Origin of the sequence: Aeromonas sp. S16(2024) (genome assembly GCF_041403065.1) — a bacterium.
GTDB lineage: Bacteria > Pseudomonadota > Gammaproteobacteria > Enterobacterales > Aeromonadaceae > Aeromonas.
This window is the reverse complement of record NZ_JBGLQX010000001.1, coordinates 54,207-76,640: the sequence shown is the minus strand read 5'-3', so window position 1 is coordinate 76,640 and position 22,434 is coordinate 54,207. Positions and strand designations below refer to the sequence as shown.

Genomic DNA, 22,434 nt, shown 5'->3' with positions numbered 1-22,434 from the left:
ATGTCTGTCATGCAAATCGCCCAAACCGACGCGCCCATCATCGAGGTCCAGCATCTCTACAAGGACTTCGCCGTCAACTCCAATGCCATCAAGAGCGGCAAGATGCGGGCCCTCTCCGACATCACCTTCAACCTGCACCGGGGCCGCGCCCTGGCGGTGGTGGGGGAATCGGGCTCCGGCAAGAGCACCATCGCCAAGATCATCGCCAAGATGTACAAGCTCTCCAACGGCCGCATCCTCTACCGTGGCCGGGATCTGGAGGAGTTCAACAAGGGCACCGCCCTGCTGGACTATCGCCAGAGCGTGCAGATGGTGTGGCAGGACCCGTTCGGTTCGCTCAACCCGACCCACACCATCTACCACCACATCGCCCGCCCCCTGCTGCTGCACAGCAAGGTGCTCGACAAGAAAGATCTGCCGGACATGGTCCATGCCCTGCTGGAAAAAGTGGGGCTGACCCCCGCCAAGGCGACGGCAGCCAAGTACCCCCACCAGCTCTCCGGCGGCCAGCGCCAGCGGGTCAACATCGCCCGCAACCTGGCGGTGGAGGCCGAGGTGGTGCTGGCGGACGAGCCCACCTCCATGCTCGACGTCTCCATTCGCATCGGCATCCTCAACCTGATGGAGCAGATGAAGAACGAGCTCGGCGTCTCCATGCTCTACATCACCCACGACATCGCCACCGCCCGCTATGTGGCCGAGGATCTCGCGGTGATGTACGTGGGTCACATGGTGGAGTGGGGCGAGGTGGACGAGATACTGCACCACCCGCAGCATCCCTACACCCAGCTGCTCATCTCGGCGGTACCCGACCCCGAGAAGAGCATCCACGCCGAACTGGAGGGTGGCCGCAAGGGGGAGATCCCGCTCTGGACACCGGAATCCCATGGCTGCCCCTTCGCCGGTCGCTGCCATCAGGCCATGCCCCGCTGCAAGGAGAGCCTGCCCCCCGTGACCAAGCTTGCCGACAACCACTTCGTGCGCTGCTACCTGCACGAATAAGCCCGCCCCCACGCCGGGGGCGGCCTTACCGGCCCGCGACACCTTCACCCGGGCCTCCTCGCGAGGCCCCTTCATTGCCCAGACCAGGGAGTAAAGCTGGATGGAACTCTTGATCAATCAGGTGGGTTACGATTGTGACGGACACAAGATTGCCCTGCTGCAGACCGCCGCAGACCTGGAGATAAGCGGCCTGGTGCGACTGCGCCGCCTTCATGATGACCGCCTCCTGCTGGAGGTTCCGCTGCAGGCCGCAGGCCAGGTGCCCGGCTGGCAGGGCCGCGCTTACTGGCGCGCCGACTTCTCCGCCTTCAAGGAGTCCGGCCACTATCGGCTGGAGGCGATCACCGCACAAGGCATAGTCCGCTCCACCCGCTTCGCCATAGGCCAGGATCTGCTGATCAGCCGCTGCCTCTCCGATGTCATTCACTACTTCAAGGGACAGCGCGCCAGCGGCGCCTTCGACAGGGCCGATCGCTGCGCCCGTCTGCTTGGCACCGATCAGCACAAAGATGTGCACGGCGGCTGGTTCGATGCCAGCGGCGACATGAGCAAATACCTGAGCCACCTCTCCTACGCCAACTACCTCAATCCCCAGCAGACCCCTCTGGTGGTGTGGAGCCTGCTCAAGAGCCGGGCGCTCCTGGCGACGCGCCGGGACATCGAGGGGCTGAACCTCTGCAAGCGGCTCGGTGACGAGGGGCTGCACGGGGCGGATTTTCTCTGCCGGATGCAGGATGAGTCGGGTTTTTTCTACATGACACTGTTCGACAAGTGGAGCAAGGATCCCGAACAGCGCGAGCTGTGCGCCTACGCCACCCAGCAGGGGCTCAAGTCAGTCGACTGGCAGGCGGGTTTCAGACAAGGGGGTGGCATGACCATCGCCGCCCTGGCCAGAGCCGCCCGCGAGCAGACCGGCGGCGACTTTGATACCAGCCACTATGCCGAGGCGGCCAGGCGCGGCTACCTGCACCTGCGCGAGCACAACCTCGCCTACCTGGACGACGGTTGCGAGAACATCATCGACGACTATTGCGCCCTGCTGGCTGCGGTGGAGCTGACCCAGACCCTTGGCCACGACTGGCTCGGGGAGGCAAGGGACAGGGCCGGCAGGCTCTGCGCCCGCCAGCGCCCTCACCCCGAGCTCGGCCACTACTGGAGTGCCAACGACGACGGCTCGCGCCCCTATTACCACGCCGCCGAGGCGGGTCTGCCGGTGCTGGCCCTGCTGGAATACCTGGGGGTCGAGCCGGATCAGGATCGCCGCGCCCGGGTGAGCGCCGTGGTGCAGCAGGCGCTGGCGGCCGAGCTGGCCCTCGCCGCCCGGGCGGGCAACCCCTTCGCCCTGGCCCGTCAATATGTGAAGGGCGTTGATGAAGAAGCGCGAGTCAGCTTCTTTATGCCCCATCACAACGAGTCCGGTTACTGGTGGCAGGGGGAGAACGCCCGGCTGGCCTCCCTCGCCGCCATGGCCTTCGCCGCGGCCCGCCACTTCCCCCAGCAGAGCCAGCTCCTGACGACGTTCGGCCAGCGCCAGCTCGACTGGATCCTCGGGCAAAACCCCTTCAACGCCTGCATGCTGGCGGGGCACGGCATCAACAACCCGAGCTACACAGCCGGTTATCCCAATGCCCTCGGCGGCGTCTGCAACGGCATCACCGCCGGCTTCGATGACGAGGCGGACATCGCATTTATTCCTGAGGAGTACCAGGATCGGCTGGATCAGAACTGGCGCTGGGGGGAGCAGTGGATACCCCACGGCGCCTGGTTCGCCCTCGCCATCACTTGGCAGAGCGCGCAGGGAGGTCGCCATGATTGAGAGCGGCTCGGACATCATTAGCACTGGGGGAGAGCAGTGGATCCTCCATGCATTCCGCCTGGTTTGCCCTGGCCATCACTTGGCAGAGCGCGCAGGGAGGTCGCCATGATTGAGTTCTGGGTCGGGGTCGATGGCGGGGGAACTCACACCCGCGCCCGCATTCGGGACAAGGGGGGCAGAGTGCTGGGAGAGGGGCGCGCCGCGGGCTCCAACCTGGAGCTCGGCATAGAGGTTGCCCACACCAACGTGCTGGCGGCCATCGCCAGCGCCCGGCTGGCCGCCGGGCTTGGCATCGAGTGCGAACAGCGGATGGGGGTGGGGCTGGCGTTGGCCTCCGCCGAGCTGGCCGACTGCTACCACGCCCTGCTTAAGATGCCCTTCCCCTTTGCGAGCGTGCGGCTTACCTCCGACGCCTTCGGCGCCTGCCTCGGCGCCTTTGGCGGCCGCGAGGGGGCCATCCTGATCGCCGGCACAGGGTCCGCCGGGCTCATCTACCACCATGGCCGGCTTCATACCTGCTCGGGGCGCGGCTTCCCCATCTCGGATCTCGGCAGCGGCGCCTGGCTGGGGCTGCGCGCCATCCAGCAATCCCTGCTCTGCCACGACGGCATCCTGCCTCCCAGCCTGCTCGCCGTGCGCCTGCTCGATCACTTCAAGCGGGATCAGGCCGAGGTGGTGCGCTGGGCCGCCCGCGCCATTCCCGCCGACTATGGCCGCTTCACTCCCTGGGTGTTCGACGCCGCCAGCGACGGGGATGAGCTCGCCAACCAGCTGCTGGACGAAACCTGCGCCCAGTTGCAGACCCTGCTGGAGGGCATGAGGCTGCTGGGAGCCGACCGCATCGCCCTGCTGGGCGGTGTCGGCATGCGCCTGGCCCCTCGCCTGGGACACCTCAACCTGGTTCCCCCGCAAGCCGATGCGCTGGAAGGCGCCATCCTGTTTGCCCAGTCGGAGGCCTACCCATGTCTGCATCCCTGAGCCCTGCCCGGCGTGGGCCATACGCTGGAGAGGGCACAGCCCTGTTTGCCCAGTCGGAGGCCTATCCATGCCTGCACTCCTGAGCCCTGCCCGGCGTGAAGCCTGCGCCAAAGAGGGCACCACACTGTTCGCCCAATCAGAGGAATACCCATGTCTGCACCCTTGATCCATACCCAGATCGACCGTCGCGACGGTGAAGACGTCTGGTTCCGCTTCACCCTGAGCCAGCTCCCCACCAGCCCCTGGAAGCTGCATTTTTGCCTGGCCCGTCAAATCGATCCCCAGTCGGTGGAAGGGGGAACCCTGGCGCGCCAGAGCGGCAGCTACAAGGTACTGGTACCCAATGAGGGGGTCAGCGAGCTGCGTTTTTGCTGCCGCAACACCCCCATCAAACGCTACTCCGATCTGCCCCAGGGCTTCTTCCTCAGCCTGACGGACGAAGGCGCCCAGCCACAGCTGCAACCCCTGGTGCAGGCGGGCCAGGATCTCGGCCTGCCGCCGAGCCCGGCGGCGGCCCCCGATCTGCCCGAGGTGGAGCCCGCCAACGGCATAGTGCCCCAGCCGGCTCAGCTGCGACTGCCCGAGGGCAACTTCCGCCTGGCCGAGCGGGCCCATGTCAGCGGCCCTGTCTCCCTCGCCCCCCTGCTGGCCCATTTCAACGAGCTGACGGGGCTCGCCCTGACCCAGGATCACGACGCCGAGATCCACCTGGTCGAGGCCCAGCTCCCCCAGGAGGCATACCAGCTCGTCATCACCCCCGAGGAGATCCGCATCCGGGCCGCCGGCGAGGCGGGCTGGCGCCACGGTCTGGTGACCCTGGCCCAGTGGGCCCTGCAACACGGGGAGAGCCTGCCCTGCCTCGAGGTGGAGGATGCGCCCAGGTTCGGTTTTCGCGGCATCTTCCTCGACTGCGCCCGCCACTTCCACTCCATCGCCACCCTCAAGCGCCTGCTCAAGCAGATGAGCCTCTACAAGTTCAACCGCTTCCACTGGCACCTGACCGATGACGAAGGCTGGCGCCTCGAGATCAAGGCCTTCCCCCAACTGACAGAGGTGGCGGCCTGGCGGGGACATGGCCTGGCGGTTGGTCCCCAGCTGAGCGGTGGCCCCGAGCCCTATGGCGGTTACTACACCCAGAGCGAGGTGCGCGAACTGGTGGCCTACGGCGCCGGGCTCGGCATCACCATCATCCCGGAGATAGACATCCCGGGTCACTGCCACGCGGCCATCAAGGCGCTGCCCGAGCTGCTGCGGGAAGAGGCTGACCACTCCCGCTACCTCTCGGTGCAATATTTTGACGACAACGTGCTCAACCCGGCCCTGCCCGGCACCTATCGCTTCCTGGAGGCGGTGATCGACGAGGTGTGCACACTCTTCCCCGGCACTCAGGTGCACATGGGGGGGGACGAGGTGCCGACCGGGGTCTGGACCGACAGCCCCGCCTGTCAGCAGTTGATGGCAGAGCAGGGCTACTCCGATTGCCGGGAGCTGCAGGGCCACCTGCTGCGCCACTGCCAGCAATACCTGGCGGCCAGGGGCAAGCAGATGCTGGGCTGGGAAGAGATACTGCACGGGGACAAGGTGAGCCGGGACGCCACCATCTTCGCCTGGACCAGCTTCCAGGCGGGGCTGGATGCCGCCGCATCGGGCTACCCCGTGGTGATGGCCCCGGCCCAGTCCCTCTATCTGGATCTCGCCTGGAGCCCGGACATCCATGAACCCGGGCTCTACTGGGCGGGGACCCTCAATCTGGAGCAGGTCTACCGATGTGATCCTGCGCCGGCCGATTTCCATGCCAACGATAACATCCTGGGGGTACTGAGCCCCTTGTGGTCGGAACTGATCACCTCTCGCGATCGTCTCGACTACATGTTGTTCCCGCGCATGCTCGCCACGGCCGAGGTGGCCTGGAGCGACCCCGCCCGCAAGGCCTGGGATCACTTCGCCGCCCGCCTGCCTGGCCAGCTGCAGATCCTCGATCAGTTACAGGTGCGTTACCGGGTGCCACAGAGGTAGTGTTATCTTTCTCTTTTTGGCGACCTTTTGGTCGCCATTTTTTTACCACAAAACAACAAAAACCCAACCTACCCCCCTACTTTTACTCCGCCTTTGTTGGCAGAATGAGGCCCCCGATGAGGCCGGGCAAGGCGCACTACGCCCGGGCCTGCATCCGGTTCAACCACAATAACAACCAGCAACGCATCGGAGCTTATCCTTATGGCCCGCAAACACGTCCAGATCCAGGACAGTGAAGTTGAGTTCCCCGCCGACGTGCAACTCGTCTCCACCACGGATCTGCGCGGCGTCATCACCTACGCCAACCCCGCCTTCTGCCGCATCGCCGGCTACCATGTCGATGAACTGGTCGGACACAACCACAACCTGGTGCGTCACCCCGACATGCCCAAGGCCGCCTTCGCCGACCTCTGGGATCGCCTCAAGGAGGGCAACCCCTGGCGCGGCATGGTCAAGAACCGCTGCAAGGATGGCCGCTATTACTGGGTCGACGCCTATGTGACCCCCATCTACGAGAACGGCAAGATAAGCGGCTACCAGTCGGTGCGCTGCAAGCCCGAACCCCAGCTCAAGCAGGTCGCCGCCCAGGCCTATCAGGCCCTGCTCAAGGCCGAACAGGGCGGCGCCAGCAAGCTGCCCTCCCTGCACAGTGCCAGACCCCTGCTGCTCGGTCTGCTGATGCTGGGGCTCTTTGGCTGGGCGGCCTTCTCCCAGGGGGCCCTGACGGTGCTGCTGATGCTGCTGCCCCTGCTGGCCGTCGCCGGCACTTACTGGCGCGAACTCATCTCGCTGCCACGCTACCTCAAGCGGCTCGGCCAGCAATATGACAGCCTGACCCGGCTGGTCTACTCGGGGGACGCCCCCGGCGCCATCGCCGATTTCCATCTCAAGATGCTGCAGGCCCGCATTCGTACCGTGCTGGGGCGGGTCAACGACGCCACCCATCCCCTGCAGACCCTGGCGACCGACCTGCAGGACTCTTCCCATCAAGCCTTCCTCGACATCAACGAGCAGGATGCCCAGACCCAGCAGATGGCCGCCGCCATGACCCAGATGGCCAGCACGGCCCACGAGATAGCGCGCAACATCCAGGACACCAACAGCCAGGTGACAGAGGCACGCAGCAGTTGCCAGCACACGGTGCAGCAGCTGGATCAGACCGAGCAACAGATGGAGCTGCTGGCCAGGCAGGCGGAGCATGCCTTCCACTCCGCCGTCGAGCTGGCGAACGAATCCGAGCGGATCGGCAGCGTCATGGGCGAGATCCAGGGCATTGCCGAGCAGACCAACCTGCTGGCCCTCAACGCCGCCATCGAGGCGGCCCGGGCCGGCGAGCAGGGGCGCGGCTTTGCGGTGGTGGCGGACGAGGTGCGCACCCTGTCCACCCGCACCCACAAGGCGACCGAGCAGATCCAGGGCAGCATCCGCCAGATCCAGCAGACCCTGGGCCGCTGGCAGGGGATGATGCAGGACAACCTGGCCCAGACCCGCGAGTGCGCCCTGATGACGCGCCAGGGATCCGGCAACCTGCATCTGGTGCTGGGGGAGATAGATCAGGTGACCGAGTTCTCCACCCAGATAGCCGCCGCGGCCGAACAGCAGCAGGCGGTGGTGGAGGAGATCAGCCGCAACATCCACCAGATCTCCCAGTACTCCCGCGCCAACAGCCAGAAGATACAGGCAGTGGACAACTCCAGCCAGGAGCTGCTCAAGCGCGCCAGCGAGCTCAGGGGGCTGAGCCAGACCTTCGGCTGAGCCGGATCCCCTGTTGCCCCCCAGACCACGGAAGCGCCACAATGGTGGCGCTTCTGTTTCACGACGAGTAAGGCCCCATGATGATGACTCCTCCCCCTTCCCTCTTGAACAAGGTGGCACGCATCGAGGCTATCCTGGCCCTGATCCCGGCCGGTCGCGTGGTGAGCTATGGTCAGGTCGCCGATCTGGCGGGCCTGCCCGGGCGGGCGCGGCTGGTGGGAAAAGTGTTGCGGGAGACGGACAAGACACTGCCCTGGCATCGCGTGCTGGGCGCAGGCGGTACCATCTCCTTGCCCAAGGGCTCGGCGGGTTTCGATGAACAGATAGGAAGATTGCAGGAAGAGGGGGTGCCGGTGATCAAGGGGCGGGTCAGGATGCGGGAGTGGCAGTGGCAGCCCGACCTCGCCGAGCTGCTCTTTCTGATCCCGTTCTAGCGCCTGTCGCTAGTCGCTGGCAAGGGGGCCCAGGATGTCGTCGCAACGTACCTGCACAGGTATGGTCTCGTCTTCCCGCTGCAGCAATACCAGCAGACTCTGCCTGTCCACTTCCAGCACATAGGCCGTTCCTTCCCGCGTCAGGCAGGTCATGCCTGGCCGAATTTCATGTATCTCCATGACAACCTCCCTGTCTTGTGCTGCCATCCATGCAGCCATTCCAGTATACCGCCATCTCCCAATAAAAAGGCCCCTCGCAAGGGGCCTCTTTCATCATGCTGTGAGCGGCGTCGCCATCAGGACTTCTTCGCTTTGGCCAGGCTCTCCTGCCACTTCCCATTGTCGTAATGGGCGGTCCAGCCGGTTGCCTTGCCGTTCACTTCCGTCATCACGTACTGCTCCTTGCTCTTGCGGCTGAAGCGCACCACGGATGCGTTACCGTCAGGATCTGACGCCGGAGCGTCCGCCAGGTACTGATGCTTGGGCGACAACCGATCGCGGAAGCGCTTGAGCTCCTCCACCAGAGGCGCACGAGTCTCACGGGATTTCGGGAAGTTGCTGGCGGCGAGGAACAGACCCGCCGCCCCGTCACGCAGCACGAAGTGGGCGTCGGACTGGGTGCACTTGAGCTCGGGCAACGGCACCGGATCTTCCTTCGGCGGCGCTATGTCGCCGTTTTTGAGGATCTTGCGGGTGTTCTTGCAGGTCTCATTGGTGCAACCCATGTACTTGCCGAAGCGGCCGTTCTTGAGCTGCATCTCGGAGCCGCAGCGATCGCATTCGATGCTCGGCCCTTCATAGCCCTTGAGCTTGAACTGGCCCTGCTCGATTTCGTAACCGTCGCAGTCCGGGTTGCGACCACAGACGTGCAGCTTGCGGCTGTCGTCGATGATGTAGGCATCCATGGCGGTGCCGCAGACGCCGCAGCGGTGCTTGGCGCGCAGCGCCTCGGTCTCGGCCTCGTCACCGTCGGTGGCGGAGACGAACTCGTCCGCACTGACCAGGTTGATGGTCTTCTTGCAGCGCTCTTTCGGCGGCAGGGCATAGCCGGAGCAGCCGAGGAAGACCCCGGTGGTGGCGGTGCGAATGCCCATCTTGCGGCCGCAGTCCGGGCAGTCGATGTCGGTCAGCACCATCTGGTTGGCACGCATACCCCCCTCTTCCGCCGGCTTGTCGGCCTGCTCCAGCTCCTGGGTAAACTCGGCGTAGAAGGCGTCAAGCACCTTCTTCCACTCCAGGCTGCCTTCGGCGATGCCATCGAGCTTGTCTTCCATCTTGGCGGTGAACTCGTAGTTCATCAGCTCGACGAAGTTCTCCACCAGACGATCGGTGACAATCTCGCCCATCTTCTCGGCGAAGAAGCGGCGGCTCTCGACCCGCACATAGCCGCGATCGACGATGGTGGAGATGATGGAGGCATAGGTGGACGGGCGGCCGATGCCGCGTTTTTCCAGCTCGCGCACCAGGGCCGCTTCGGTGAAGCGGGCGGGCGGCTTGGTGAAGTGCTGACGGGGATCCAGCTTGACCAGTTTGAGGATCTCGCCGACGGTCACCGCCGGCAGCTGGTTGTCTTCCCCCTTGCGACCCATGGGCGGCAGGGCCTTGGTCCAGCCGGCGAAGCGCAGGGTGCGACCGCGGGCCTTGAGCTCGAACTCGCCCGCCTTGACAGTCAGGGTGGAGGAGTCGTACTGGGCCGGGGTCATCTGGCACGCCACAAACTGGCGCCAGATGAGGTCATAGAGCCGCATGGCATCCGGCTCCATTCCTTCCAGCATCTCGGCAGTCACCAGCACGTTGGAGGGACGGATCGCCTCGTGAGCCTCCTGGGCGCCCGCCTTGGAACCATAGAGAGTCGGATCGCTCGGCAGGTAGGCGGCGCCATACTGCTCGCCGATGTATTCCCGCACCGCCTCGACCGCCTCTTTGCTGAGGTTGGTGGAGTCGGTACGCATGTAGGTGATGTAACCCGCTTCATAGAGGCGCTGGGCCATCATCATGGTCTTCTTGACCCCGAAGCTCAGACGGGTGGAGGCCGCCTGCTGCAGGGTGGAGGTGATGAAGGGGGCGGACGGCTTGGAGCCGGTCGGCTTGTCTTCCCGGTTCACCACCTTGTAGTCGACCCCTTCCAGGGCAGCCACGGCGGCGAAGGTCTCGGCCTGGGTCACCGGCTTGAAGTCGACGCCATTGCGGCTGACCACTTCCATCCGCAGATCCGCCTTGTCACCGGTCAGCAGATCGGCGTTGAGATCCCAGAACTCCACCGGCACGAAGGCCTTGATCTCGCGCTCTTTATCGACGATGAGGCGCACCGCAACGGACTGCACCCGGCCGGCGGAGAGACCGCGGGCCAGCTTCTTCCACAACAGCGGGGAGACCATGTAGCCCACGACGCGGTCGAGGAAACGACGGGCCTGCTGGGCGTTGACGCGGTGGATGTTCAGCTCGGACGGCTGGGCAAAGGCCTCCTGGATCGCGGTCTTGGTGATCTCGTTGAACACCACCCGCTTGTAGCGGCTGTCGTCACCGCCGATGATCTCGCGCAGGTGCCAGGCAATCGCCTCTCCTTCTCTGTCCAAGTCGGTTGCGAGATAGATGGTGTCGGCCTTCTCGGCCAGACTCTGCAACTCGCTGACCACTTTCTCCTTGCCGGGCAAAATCTGGTAGTTGGCCTGCCAGCCTGCGGTCGGGTTGATCCCCATCCTTGAAAACAGGGCGTTGCGATCCTTGGCCGCCTTCTCGGATTCGCTGAGCTTGATGCCGCGAATGACAGGTTTTTTGGGCTCTGTGCTGGCGCTGCCGCTGGTCGGCAGATCGCGCACGTGACCGACGCTGGATTTCACCACGTAGTCCTTGCCCAAATATTTGTTGATGGTCTTGGCCTTGGCCGGAGACTCCACTATGACCAGTGATTTGCCCATGCTGTAACTATTATCCTCATTGCACCCGACGGGGTTGGCGTGCGGTTTTGTGGGGCTGTATAAGAGATTTGACGGGAAAAAGCAATCTTGTGAACAAATTTGCCATGCAGCCCGAACCGCCTTGCTTCTTTATTTATTAATGCGAAGGGGACGCGCGGGAAGCAACCGCTTTTTTGTTTTTATGCTATATCCCCCCCTTTTTTAGATTGGAAATGACATATCCAGCCACCCCCGTCACATAAAAAACCATTTTAGTTATCAACTTGTTACAAAGGATGAAATCTCTTTATAATGGCCGCACGCCGCAGCTTTGTGCGCGGAAGGAACCGCTCCCCATATAAAAATCGAAAGGATGTAGTCATGAAGCACTTCGAGGTCAACTTCGACGGCCTGGTCGGCCCCACCCACAACTATGCCGGTCTCTCCTATGGCAACGTGGCGTCCCAAAGCAACGCCAAGGAAGCGTCCAATCCGAAGGAGGCCGCCAAGCAGGGGCTGCGCAAGATGAAGGCGCTGACCGAGCTCGGCATGACCCAAGGGGTGCTGGCGCCCCAGGAGCGGCCGGATCTCGCCACCCTGCGCCGCCTCGGCTTCACCGGCAACGATGCCAGCGTCCTGGCCCAGGCTGCGAAACAGGCCCCCGCCGTGCTGGCCGCCTGTTACTCCGCCTCCAGCATGTGGACCGCCAACGCTGCCACCGTCTCGCCGAGCGCCGACACCCAGGATGGCCGCATCCACTTCACCCCCGCCAACCTGACCAACAAGTTCCACCGCTCCCTGGAGCCCGAAGTGACCGGCCGCATCCTGCGCGCCGTGTTCAACAACGACCGTCACTTCAGCCACCACCAGCACCTGCCACAGAACGACCACTTCGGTGACGAAGGGGCCGCCAACCACACCCGGCTCTGCCGCGCCTACGGCGAGGCCGGAGTCGAGCTGTTCGTCTATGGCCGCAGCGCCTTCGACGTCTCCCAGCCCGCCCCCAAACGCTACCCGGCCCGCCAGACCCTGGAGGCCAGCCAGGCCATCGCCCGCCTGCACGGGCTGGGGGAGGAGAGCGCCGTCTTTATCCAGCAGAATCCGGACGTGATCGATCAGGGGGTGTTCCACAACGATGTGATCGCGGTAGGCAACCAGAACGTGCTCTTCTTCCACCAGCAGGCCTTCCTCAACACGGCGTCGGCGCTGGCCGAGGTGCGCACCAAGTTCGGTGACGGGGAGCTGCACTTTATCGAGGTGCCGACTGCCGAGGTGTCGGTGCAGGATGCGGTGAAATCCTATCTATTCAACACCCAGATCCTGACCCTGCCGAGCGGCGAGATGGCGATCATCGCCCCCACCGAATGCCGTGACAACCCGGCGGTATCCGCCTATCTGGCCAAGCTGGTGACCCTGGGCACGCCGATCAAGGGCGTACATTTCATGGACGTGAAGCAGAGCATGCGCAACGGCGGCGGCCCCGCCTGCCTGCGACTGCGGGTCGCCATGAACGACGCCGAGCTCGCGGCGGTCAACCCGGCCTGCCTCATCAACGACAGCCAGTTTGCCCGTCTGGACAACTGGGTAGAGAAACACTACCGCGACAGCCTGTCGCTGGACGATCTGCGCGATCCGGCCCTGGTGCTGGAGACCCGCACCGCCCTGGACGAGCTGACCCAGATCCTCAAACTCGGCTCCGTCTACCCCTTCCAGCGCTGAGCACAGGCTCGCAGCGAAGCCGCGACATCGGCATAAACAGAGAGCCGGGCAATGCCCGGCTCTCTTGTTTCAACCCATTGAACTGTGGCTCAGCGCCAGGGGCTCTGCTGCCACAGGCGACCGAGGGCCCCCTCCAGCGCCTGGGCCCCCTGCTGACCCAGCCGCTGGGTCAGGCTCCTGGGCTTGCGGTAGCTGATGCCGACCACCTTGTGGTGGCAGGCCTGGGCCAGCAGGTAGTCATCGCTGGTGCAGAGCGCATCCACCAGACCGAGCTGCTTGGCCTGACTCGCCAGCCAGTGCTCGCCGGTGGTGACCTTGTCGATGTCGAGGCCGGGCCTGTGCTCGGCCACGAATCCCTTGAAGCGCTCGTGGATGGCCCCCAGCTCCTCGCGAAACTTCTCCCGCCCCAGATCGTCGTTCTCGCCGAACATGGTGATGGTGCGCTTGTACTGGCCGGCGGTGTGCATCTCGAACTCGATGTCGTGTTTTTTCAAGAGCTTGTTGAAGTTCGGCAGCTGGGCAATGACACCGATGGAGCCGACGATGGCAAAGGGGGCCGCCAGTATCTTGTCCGCCACGCAGGCCATCATGTAGCCGCCGCTCGCCGCCACCTTGTCGATGGCCACCGTCAGCGTGATGTCCTTGTCCCGCAGGCGCTGCAGCTGGGAGGCCGCCAGGCCATAGCCGTGCACCACACCGCCGCCGGACTCGAGACGCAGCAGCACCTCGTCCCCGGGCCGGGCGACCCCTATCACGGCGCTCACCTCTTCACGCAGGGAGGCCACCTCCCTGGCATCCATGCTGCCGTGAAAATCGAGCACAAAGAGCCGGCTGCGCTCGTCCTCTGTCTTGGCGCGCGCCTTCTCTTCGGCCTTGCGCGCCTTGTCCATCTGCTTGCGCTCGGCCTTGCCGGCCAGGGCCGATTGCAGCTGATGACGCCCCTGCTCCAGCTCGCGGGAGAGATCGGTCACTACCAGCTCCCCCTTGCGGGATTTGGGTTGACGGCTGCTCACCACCATCAGGACGACGGCGCCTATGGCCAGCAGTAAGGTGAGGGTCTTGGCCAGAAACAGGCCGTATTCGGTCAAAAATGCCACTTGATGCTCCGCGCTATGTTCGGTTTTTTCACATAGTAAGGAGTTTGGCGGCGCCGCGCAAAAACTCTGCCATGGGCCAGGGGCAGACAGCGCCAATTCACGCTACCGCCCTGTTTTATTCACATTTTTACCGTCTCATACTGGTCAACGGCAGGGCCGGGTCAGTACACTTGCCTCCTCTATTGTCGCGCCCATCCGTCACGGATTTGTTAACAGGAGTGCACATGCTCGATTATCTGGCCCCCCGGGATCTGCTCAAGGACAAGGTCATTCTGGTAACGGGTGCCGGTGACGGCATCGGCCGCGAAGCGGCCCTCACCTATGCCGCCTACGGCGCTACCGTGATCCTGCTCGGTCGCACCAGCGCCAAGCTCGAGGCGGTCTACGACCAGATAGAGGCGGCCGGTCACCCCCTGCCCGCCATAGTCCCTGTGGATCTGAAAGGGGCCACCGCCGCTCACTACTGCGGCATGGCCGAGACCTTCGCCCAGCAGTTCGGCCGCCTCGACGGCGTGCTGTTCAATGCCGGTCTGCTCGGCACCCTCTCCCCCTTCGAACACATCCAGGAGAAGGAGTGGGACGAGGTGATGCAGGTCAACGTCAAATCCGAGTTCCTGCTGACCCAGGCCCTGCTACCCCTCATTCGCCAGACCGCCAAGGAACACGGCGAGGCCTCCATCGTCTACACCTCCTCCAGCGTGGGCCGAAAAGGGCGCGCCTACTGGGGCACCTATGCCATCTCCAAGTTCGCCGTCGAGGGCATGATGGAGGTGCTGGCGGACGAGCTGGAGAATACCGGGGTGCGGGTCAACACCCTGAACCCGGGCGGCACCCGCACCAGGATGCGGGCCAGCGCCTTCCCGGCGGAAGATCCCCAGTTGCTGAAGACCCCGGCCGATCTGATGCCGCTCTATCTCTATCTGATGGGACCGGACAGCCGTGGCAAGACAGGCCAGACTTTCGTGGCCCAGCCCAAATAAATCAACAAACTAACCAGATGGGATTAAAGTGAAGAGGGGCGCCAGTCGCGCCCTGTTGAATCCCATCGGCCCCTGACAGGTTGCACTATGTTTCGTCCAAAGAGCACGTTTGAGCAATGGCGGATCTTCCAGGCCGTGGTGGACTGTGGCGGTTACGCCCAGGCCGCAGAGGCGCTGAACAAGAGCCAATCCTCCCTCAATCATGCGGTCGCCAAGCTGCAACAAAGCCTGGGGCTGGCCCTGCTGGAGGTGAGGGGGCGCAAGGCGGTGCTGACACCGGCGGGGGAGATCTTCCTCAAGCGGGCTCGCCAGCTCAGCCAGCAGGTGGAAGAGCTGGAGAACCTGGCCAACAACCTGGAGCGCCAGTGGGAGCCGCAGATCAACCTCTATGTCTCCGCGCTGCAACCCAGAGACCGGCTCTACCGGGCGCTGGCCCACTTCCATCCCCGCAGCCGGGGTTGCCGCATCAATCTGCACGAACGGATCCATTGCCACTTCAATGCGCTCCAGGTGGGAGATCTGATGCTCTCCGAGCACCTGCCCCACGATCGCACCGGCCTGCCGCTGGACGAGGTCTGCCTGCTGCCGCTGTGCGCGGCCGGGCATCCCCTCGCCGGGCAGGAGGAGCCCATCACGGCGGAGCTGCTCGCCAGCCATAACCAGATAAGCCTGCACCCCCCCATCCACCGCTCGGTGGACTGGAACGATGCGGACGACACCGGCTGGAAGGCGACCCACTATCACGAGGTGCTCAGCATGGTGCGCCTCGGCCTCGGCTACGCCTGGGTACCTGGCCACCTGGTGCGGGAGGAGCTCGCCAGCGGCGCCCTGGTGCAGCTCGATCTGGCCGGCGGCAGCGAGCGCTACCTCTACACCTACCTGCTTACCCCCTCCACCGATGCCCTGGGCCCGGCGGCCGAGCTGCTGCTGCGCTGCCTGCGCAACGAATACCAGGCCGACAACGGCAAGTAATGCTCCGCCGGCCACCGCGGCCGGCCTCTCTTATGCCGCCGGCGTCAATGCCGCAGCGCCCGCCAGGGGCGCCTCACACATTGGGCACCCGCCAGCAGGCGGCCAGCGCAGCCAGCGCCAATGTGGTGGCCACCATGAAGACCCCGTGAAAACTCCAGATCTCCGCCACTGTCCCCGCGATGGCACCCGCCATGATGGAGCCGGTGCGGATGCTGTTGGCAAACAACGTGGTCGCCACCCCGGCCCGCCCCGGCATCAGATCCTGGAAATAGGACATGCCGATGCCGGCGACGATGCCGATGAAGATGGCGTTGAGCAGCTGCAGCGCGATGAGGGCCCCCTGGCTCGACAGCGTCACCAGGCCGGCGTAGAAACCGACCCCGGCCAGCACCGCCAGCAGCATCATGGGCCGCTTGCCAAAGCGCCGGGTGTAGTAACCTGCCAGCAGCATGAAGGGGATCTCCAGGGCCGCCGCCGTGCCCATCAGGATCCCGGCCAGCTTCTCCTCCAGCCCCAGCTCGCGGGTGATGTAGAGCGGCATGTTGATGAGGTACATGCTGTTGCAGGTCCACATCAGGGTGGAGGCGATGAAGAGCGCCCGTACCGAAGGGTCTCGCCAGCTGCTGACCCGCTCCCCTCCGCCCTGGCTGCTCGGCAGCGGCAGGGAGGGCAGCCAGCGCCAGACCACCAGGGCGCAGACCAGATAGGCCAGGGCGGAAGCCAGATACATCACCTCGAAGCCGTAGCCGATGGCGAGCGCGAAGGCGGCCGGCGGCCCTATCACCCAGGCCAGGGAGAACTGGGCCCGCAGCACAGAGCTGAACATGTCCGCCCGCTTGTTGCGGCTGTCGGCGTATTCGCGAGCCAGCGCAAACAGCTGGGGGCTGGCGGTGGCGGTCAGGCTCGCCAGCACCACTCCCAGGCTCACCAGCAGCCAGTATTGCCGGTTCCAGGCAAACAGCAGGGAGAGCACTATGCCGGCAAGGCAGCAGCGCAGGATCAGCTGCTTGCGATCCCCCCCGTTGTCGGAGCGATGACCGAGCCACTGGCTGATGAGGATGCCGATCACCGCGTTGACGGTGTAGAAGAGCCCCACCAGGAAGGGGCGCACCTGTACCTCTTCGGCCAGAAACAGGCTCAAGGTGGGCACCTGGAGTGCCACCGCCACCCCGGTCATGAAGGTCACGGCGAGGAAAGAGAGAGAGACGGGATCCGGCCTCTTGCGGGCAGCACTCAGCAAACTCATAGAGATACCATTGATATGGAAGAGAAAAGGAAGCCAGAAGCCGGCGGATGTACAGCATGACAGCGATTATTTTATGCGATTATCAACAGCCACCTCAAGGCTTGCGAGGCCACGTCCAAGTCCGTACATTGGTAAACTCTCTGGCCAGTACAAGGATTTCACATGTTTGATTTTGATCGGGAGATAGATCGCAGCGGCACCATGAGCCTGAAGTGGGACAAGTACAAGGGTCAGGATGTACTGCCCATGTGGGTGGCCGACACCGATTTCGCCTCGCCCCCCGCCGTCATCGAGGCCCTCACCGCGCGGGTGGCCCACGGCGTCTTCGGCTATTCCCGCCCCTCCCCCCGGCTGATCGAACTCATCATCACCCGTCTGCAGCAGCGCTATGGCTGGACCATCTCCCCGGAGTGGCTGGTCTTCCTGCCGGGGGTGGTGCCCGGTCTGAACCTCGCCTGCAAGGCCTGGAGCCAGCACGGCCGTGGCATCATCACCCCCAAGCCGGTCTATTACCCCTTCCTGCAGGCACCGGGCTTCAACGATCGCCCCCTGCTGACCGTCCCCATGATGGAGGAGGCCGGACGCTGGGTGCTGGATCTGGAAGAGCTGGAGCGCCAGGCTCCCTCCGCCGACCTGCTGCTGCTGTGCAACCCGCAGAATCCGGGGGGCACCGTCTTCACCCGCGAGGAGCTGCTCGCCATCGACGCCATCGCCGAGCGCCACAATCTGGTGGTCTGCTCAGACGAGATCCACTGCGATCTGCTGCTGGACAAGGATGCCCGCCACATTCCCTACGGAGCCCTGAGCCCGTCGGCCGCCGAGCGCTCTGCGGTCATGATGGCGCCGAGCAAGACCTTCAACATCGCCGGCCTGTGCTGCTCCTTCGCCGTGATCCCCAACCCCCGCCTGCGGCTCAAGCTGCAACAGGCGATGCGCGGCATCAGCGCCGACGTCAACCTGCTGGGCTTTGTCGCCGCCGAGGCGGCCTACGAGGGCGGCGAGCAGTGGCTCAGCGAACAGCTCGACTATCTAAGGGCCAACCTGGCGCTGATCGAGCAGGCGGTGGCCCGCTGGCCCGGTGTCAAGCTGGCAAAGAATCAGGCGACCTATCTCGCCTGGATCGATGTGAGCGCCCTCGGGCTGGACGATCCCGTCGCCTTCTTCGAGCAGGCGGGGGTCGGTCTCTCCCCGGGCGCCCAGTTTGGCGACGGCCAGTTCGTGCGCCTCAACTTTGGCTGCACCCGGGCTCGCCTCACCCAAGCCTTGGCGCGCATGGAGAAGGCCATTCTCCAGCGCACGATCTGACAAGGAGCCCCCTTGACGGGAATGGTGAAAGCCATTCAGGTTCACATCTGATATAGATAAGATGTGACACATGACGGGATGAGCCTGGCTCATCCTTTTTTCAGCCATTGTTCCGGTTCACTATGCACCCACGAGCCCTGCGTCACCTGTCGCGCCTGTCACTTGCCGCCCTGCCCTGGCTGGCGGCCATGCTGGCACAGCCCCTCTCGGCCACCCCCGCCTATGTCACCATAGGCACGGGGGCGCTCAACGGCGTCTACTACCCCACGGGGGGCGCCATCTGCCGTCTGCTCAACGACGACAGCAGCAACCACGGGCTGCACTGCACAGTGCAGAGCACCTCGGGCTCCATCGCCAACCTGGCCGCGCTGGCCAAGGGCGACATCCAGCTGGCGCTGGTGCAGTCGGATGTCTTGTACCATGCGGCCCACGGCAGCGGCCCCTTCGCGGGCCAGAGCCCGAACGATCAGCTGCGCAGCCTGCTGCGGCTCCACAAGGAGTCCCTCACCCTGCTCGCCAGCGCCACCAGCAACATCACCACACTGGCGGACATCGAAGGCAAGCGGGTCGCTCTGGGCGCCCCCAACTCAGGGGACAGGGTCACCAGCCGGGCACTGCTCGACGCCATGGGCTGGCAGGCAACCGACTTCACGCTGCCTCCCGTGGCATCACCCGGCAACCGGCTGGAGGGTCTCTGCAACGGCACCCTGGATGCCGCCTTCCTGGTCGCCGGTCACCCCAACCAGGGGATAGGCGATCTGACCGGTCGCTGCCAGGCCCGCCTCATCCCCATCGAGGGGGAGCAGGTAGACAAGTTGCTCAAGCAGTATCCCTACTATGAGCGCAGCCGCATCGGCGCCAACCTCTACCCGGGGCAGACCAGCTCCGTCGCCACCTTTGCCGTGACCGCCGAGCTGGTGGCCGAGGCCAGCCTGCCTGAAGATCAGGTGCGCACCCTGCGCGATGTGCTGAGCCGCAATCTCAAGCAGTTCACTCGCCTGCACCCGGCGCTCACCACCCTCACCCCGGAATCCATGCAGGCGGGGGACGTCCTCCCGCTCCACCCCGGCATGCTGGATGCCGCACCGACCCTGTTGCCCGATGCTCCCTCCGGGGCCGAGGCCACCTCGGGAGCGCTCCCCACGGCGCCGTCGCCGCCCACCAGTGCGGCCACCCCGCTGGAAGGGGCAGAGGTGCTGCCGGAGCAGCCCGCCGGCGCCACCCTGCCGGCCAGCTCGGATGCGGTGACGACCGAGCAAGCCCCGGCGCTGACCACGCTCCCGACGCCGACAGAGGCTGATATAACGCAGGGCAGCGAGCCGGACGCGGCCGGGATCGCCACCCCCTCGGCAGCAAAGAGCACAGCGCCGACCGAGGCACCCGCACCGGGCAACCCAAGCGGCGCCTCGCCGCTCACCGGCGATACGCCCGCCCCCGCCCAATGACGGGGAGAGCACAATGCAAGAGGCCACCCCAGGGTGGCCTCTTGTCATCCGGATGTGCGCCGGCGAGCGGCGCCGGGCTTATCCCTTGGGAAGCGGCAACGAGTCCGGGCGCTGGATCTCCTCCTCCACCCAGTGCAGCAACTGCTTGATGGCCCGCGACAGCACCTGATTCTGACGCACCACATAGCCTAAGCTGGTGCCGGGGAAGTCGGTGAGCCGGGTCACGGGGGCGGTGAGCTTGAGCTGCGGGTGGAGCGAGAAGTCCGGCACTATGGCCACCCCAAACCCCGCCTCTGCCCAGTCGAGCTGGGCATCCACGCTGCCCACCTCCATGATGCGGCAGCTCGGCAGCCCGAGCAGGGGCAAGGAAGGGTCTATCAGCGCCCTTGTGCGGGTGTCGTGCCCCAGCAAGATGAGAGTGGGCTCGTCGAGGGGATCGCTCTCCCCGGCCCTGGCACGGGCCTGCCAGCGGCTGAGACCCTGCCCCAGGGCACACCAGGTCACCTGCTGCAATTCGGTGTAGAAGAGCGGCTCGCTGCGCTTTTGCGCCATCACGAAGCCGAGATCCGCCTTGCCCGCCCTGACCAGATCCGCCGCCTGATCCGAGGTAGTGTTGAACAGGGTGAGATCGATGCCGGGAAAGGCCTGCTTGAAGCGCTGGAACGGCTGGATCAGCAGCAGCCGCGAGATGATGTCGCTGGCGGCGATGGCGAGCGTCCCCTGGCTCAACTGGCTGAGGGCGTTGAGATCGGACTGGCAGAGCTGCAGCTCGTTGATGGTGCGCTCGGCACTTTGCAGCAAGCGCTCCCCCGCCTGGGTCAGCCGAAACGGGCTGCGTTCAATCAGCTTGACCCGGGTGGCCTGCTCCAGGTTCTTTAGGTGCAGGCTGACGTTGGGCTGGGTCATGTGCAATTCGGTGGCGGTCTGGCCGAAGTGCTGCAGGCGAGCCAGGGTGACGAAGGTATTTAACCAGTGAATATCCAACATGAGGTAACTCTCACCCACGGCTGGCGCGGGGTGGCGCGTCATGGCGGGGGCTTTGCCGATAAATTGGCCATAATTATATGACTTACTTATCGGAATTATAAAGATAATTAATTTTTCTAATCCGCAGAGGGCTCCTAGGATGGACGCCTAACGTCTTAGGAGAAAGAGTCATGTCGTCTATCGTAGTCGTAGGTGCTAACTGGGGTGATGAAGGCAAAGGCCGCATCGTCGATTATCTGGCAGGCCAGTCCGCCGCCAGCATCCGTTTCCAGGGCGGCAACAACGCCGGCCACACCGTGGTCAACGATCTTGGCACCTTCAAGCTGCACCAGCTGCCAAGCGGCGTCTTCAACCCGGATTGCCTGGTCGTGCTCGGCCCTGGCATGGTCATCAGCCCGGAGCCGCTGACCCGCGAGCTGGCTGAAGTAAAAGCCGCCGGCGTGACTCCGAAACTCGCCATCTCTGACAGAGCCACCTTCTGCCTGCCGATCCACGCCCTGGAAGACACCCTGGAAGAAGTTCGTCTGGGTGATGGCGCCTATGGCTCCACCCGTCAGGGCATTGCCCCGGCTTACGGTGATCGGGTCATGAAAAAGGCGATCCTGGTCGGCTGGCTGAAACAGCCGGAAGTACTGGTCGAACGCATCCAGTTCTTCCTCGACTGGAAACTGCCGCAGCTTAAGGCCCTCTATCCGAGCTTCGAATTCAGCCAGACCGCCCAGGAAATGGCCGACTGGCTGCTGGAAGTGTCTGCTCCCTGGATCGACGCCGTCTGCAACGTCAGCGAGCCGCTCAAGGCCATCCAGGCCCAGAACGGCACCCTGCTGTTCGAAGCCCAGCTGGGCGCCGGCCGTGACCTCATCTACGGTGAGTACCCCTGGGTGACCTCCTCCCACGTCTCCGGCGCCTACGCCGGTATTGGTGGCGGCCTGCCGGCCCTGCGCCCCGAGCGCGTGATTGCCGTGGCCAAGGCGTTCAGTACCTCTGTGGGTACCGGCACCCTGATCACCGCCATGGAGAACCAGGAAGAGTTCCGCAAGTTCGCCAACGAGTTCGGCGCCACCACCGGCCGTCCCCGTGACATCGGTTACTTCGATGCGGTCGCCACCAAGCAGGGTCTGGAGATCCAGGCCGCCAACGAGATCGCTCTGACCAAGCTGGACTGCCTCTCCGGCATGCCTGACTTGAAGATCTGCGTGGCCTACGAAGGTGCCAACACCGAGAACCCGATCTGGCCGCAGACCGCCGGTCTGAAGCCGGTGTACGAGTCCATGGAAGCCTGGAGCGAAGACATCTCCCACATCCGCAAGTTCGAAGACTTGCCCAAGGCTGCCCAGCACTATGTGCTGCGCATCGAAGCCCTGCTGGGTGTGCCGGTTCCCATGGTCTCCGTCGGCCCGGGCCGCGAGCAGATGATACTGCGCTAAGCCGCCTCGCGGCTGCCAGCAAGATGTCAAAACCGGCCTCATGGAGGCCGGTTTTTTTATGGCCGGCCGCAAGCTGAGTCAGACCCCCCAGACCCAGGTGCGCATAAGCCACGCCCTCACCCTGCTGCAGCAGGGGCTGAGCCCGCTGGGGGCGGCCCTCGCCTGCAGTACCACTCCCCCAGCCGCTTCAGCAGGAATTCGGTCTGACCCCCACCAATATCTGCGCACCTGCCCCTCAACGGCCCCGCGACGCCAAGTAAAAAGTTACTAAAAATAACTCCTATGTAACCTCATGTAACCCGGTGATCCCGATCACACAGCTCCCCGTCCGTACTGTGACGCAGCGCCAATCTTTCCG

The 22,434-nt window shown here is 64.5% G+C and carries 17 protein-coding genes and 1 pseudogene; 13 read left to right on the top strand and 5 right to left on the bottom strand.

The features are described 5' to 3' along the window. Positions 1–9: 9 nt before the first annotated feature. From ACB030_RS00365 to ACB030_RS00340, 6 genes are all read left to right on the top strand, one after another. Entirely contained in the window at positions 10–1,002 is a 993-nt protein-coding gene (locus ACB030_RS00365; protein WP_371157134.1) for an ABC transporter ATP-binding protein, read from the top strand. A gap of 100 nt (positions 1,003–1,102) precedes the next feature. Next, a complete protein-coding gene (locus tag ACB030_RS00360; RefSeq protein ID WP_371157132.1) occupies positions 1,103–2,818 on the top strand; it encodes a glycoside hydrolase family 9 protein in 1,716 nt (571 codons plus the stop codon). A gap of 105 nt (positions 2,819–2,923) precedes the next feature. Next, positions 2,924–3,796: a BadF/BadG/BcrA/BcrD ATPase family protein gene (locus ACB030_RS00355; protein ID WP_371157130.1), complete on the top strand. Its 873-nt coding sequence runs from the start codon at positions 2,924–2,926 to the stop codon at positions 3,794–3,796. A gap of 150 nt (positions 3,797–3,946) precedes the next feature. Continuing rightward, positions 3,947–5,812 (top strand): beta-N-acetylhexosaminidase, encoded by a 1,866-nt coding sequence (locus ACB030_RS00350; RefSeq protein WP_371157128.1) that lies wholly within the window; start codon positions 3,947–3,949, stop codon positions 5,810–5,812. A gap of 201 nt (positions 5,813–6,013) precedes the next feature. Further along, positions 6,014–7,567: a PAS domain-containing methyl-accepting chemotaxis protein gene (locus ACB030_RS00345; RefSeq protein ID WP_168235557.1), complete on the top strand. Its 1,554-nt coding sequence runs from the start codon at positions 6,014–6,016 to the stop codon at positions 7,565–7,567. Between the two features lie 77 nt (positions 7,568–7,644). Then, positions 7,645–8,001, top strand: a complete 357-nt coding sequence (locus tag ACB030_RS00340) for an MGMT family protein (protein ID WP_371157126.1) — start codon at positions 7,645–7,647, stop codon at positions 7,999–8,001. A gap of 9 nt (positions 8,002–8,010) precedes the next feature. Here the strand turns inward: ACB030_RS00340 and ACB030_RS00335 are convergent, their stop codons facing one another. Then, positions 8,011–8,181 (bottom strand): hypothetical protein, encoded by a 171-nt coding sequence (locus tag ACB030_RS00335; RefSeq protein WP_162852227.1) that lies wholly within the window; start codon positions 8,179–8,181, stop codon positions 8,011–8,013. Between the two features lie 116 nt (positions 8,182–8,297). After that, a complete protein-coding gene (topA, locus tag ACB030_RS00330; protein ID WP_371157124.1) occupies positions 8,298–10,919 on the bottom strand; it encodes a type I DNA topoisomerase in 2,622 nt (873 codons plus the stop codon). 360 nt (positions 10,920–11,279) lie between these two features. Here topA and astB point away from each other — a divergent pair, with 360 nt between their 5' ends. Further along, positions 11,280–12,617 carry an N-succinylarginine dihydrolase gene (gene astB, locus ACB030_RS00325; protein WP_371157122.1) on the top strand — a complete coding sequence of 446 codons (1,338 nt, stop codon included), beginning with the start codon at positions 11,280–11,282 and terminating at the stop codon, positions 12,615–12,617. Positions 12,618–12,706: 89 nt separating this feature from the next. Here the strand turns inward: astB and sohB are convergent, their stop codons facing one another. After that, positions 12,707–13,714: a protease SohB gene (sohB, locus tag ACB030_RS00320; protein WP_371157120.1), complete on the bottom strand. Its 1,008-nt coding sequence runs from the start codon at positions 13,712–13,714 to the stop codon at positions 12,707–12,709. A gap of 224 nt (positions 13,715–13,938) precedes the next feature. Between sohB and ACB030_RS00315 the strand changes: the two genes are divergently transcribed. Continuing rightward, complete coding sequence (locus ACB030_RS00315; RefSeq protein ID WP_371157118.1) at positions 13,939–14,694, top strand: YciK family oxidoreductase; 756 nt, start codon at positions 13,939–13,941, stop codon at positions 14,692–14,694. Positions 14,695–14,781: 87 nt separating this feature from the next. Beyond that, positions 14,782–15,666 (top strand): LysR family transcriptional regulator, encoded by an 885-nt coding sequence (locus ACB030_RS00310; RefSeq protein ID WP_139435575.1) that lies wholly within the window; start codon positions 14,782–14,784, stop codon positions 15,664–15,666. Between the two features lie 73 nt (positions 15,667–15,739). Here the strand turns inward: ACB030_RS00310 and ACB030_RS00305 are convergent, their stop codons facing one another. Beyond that, positions 15,740–16,912, bottom strand: coding sequence for an MFS transporter (locus tag ACB030_RS00305; RefSeq protein WP_371157116.1), 1,173 nt, complete (start codon positions 16,910–16,912; stop codon positions 15,740–15,742). Between the two features lie 162 nt (positions 16,913–17,074). Here ACB030_RS00305 and ACB030_RS00300 point away from each other — a divergent pair, with 162 nt between their 5' ends. Next, positions 17,075–18,217 (top strand): MalY/PatB family protein, encoded by a 1,143-nt coding sequence (locus tag ACB030_RS00300; RefSeq protein WP_371157114.1) that lies wholly within the window; start codon positions 17,075–17,077, stop codon positions 18,215–18,217. Positions 18,218–18,339: 122 nt separating this feature from the next. Further along, on the top strand, positions 18,340–19,662 hold the full coding sequence (locus tag ACB030_RS00295; RefSeq protein ID WP_371157112.1) for a TAXI family TRAP transporter solute-binding subunit: 1,323 nt from the start codon (positions 18,340–18,342) through the stop codon (positions 19,660–19,662). Between the two features lie 78 nt (positions 19,663–19,740). On the opposite strand, the gene ACB030_RS00290 is transcribed toward ACB030_RS00295, so the two are convergent. Beyond that, positions 19,741–20,649 carry a LysR family transcriptional regulator gene (locus ACB030_RS00290; protein ID WP_371157110.1) on the bottom strand — a complete coding sequence of 303 codons (909 nt, stop codon included), beginning with the start codon at positions 20,647–20,649 and terminating at the stop codon, positions 19,741–19,743. A 170-nt stretch (positions 20,650–20,819) separates the two neighbouring features. Between ACB030_RS00290 and ACB030_RS00285 the strand changes: the two genes are divergently transcribed. Further along, entirely contained in the window at positions 20,820–22,076 is a 1,257-nt protein-coding gene (locus ACB030_RS00285) for an adenylosuccinate synthetase (protein WP_234677068.1), read from the top strand. Between the two features lie 91 nt (positions 22,077–22,167). Continuing rightward, positions 22,168–22,347, top strand: a pseudogene (locus ACB030_RS00280) (AraC family transcriptional regulator); the annotation flags it as partial. Positions 22,348–22,434: the final 87 nt, after the last annotated feature.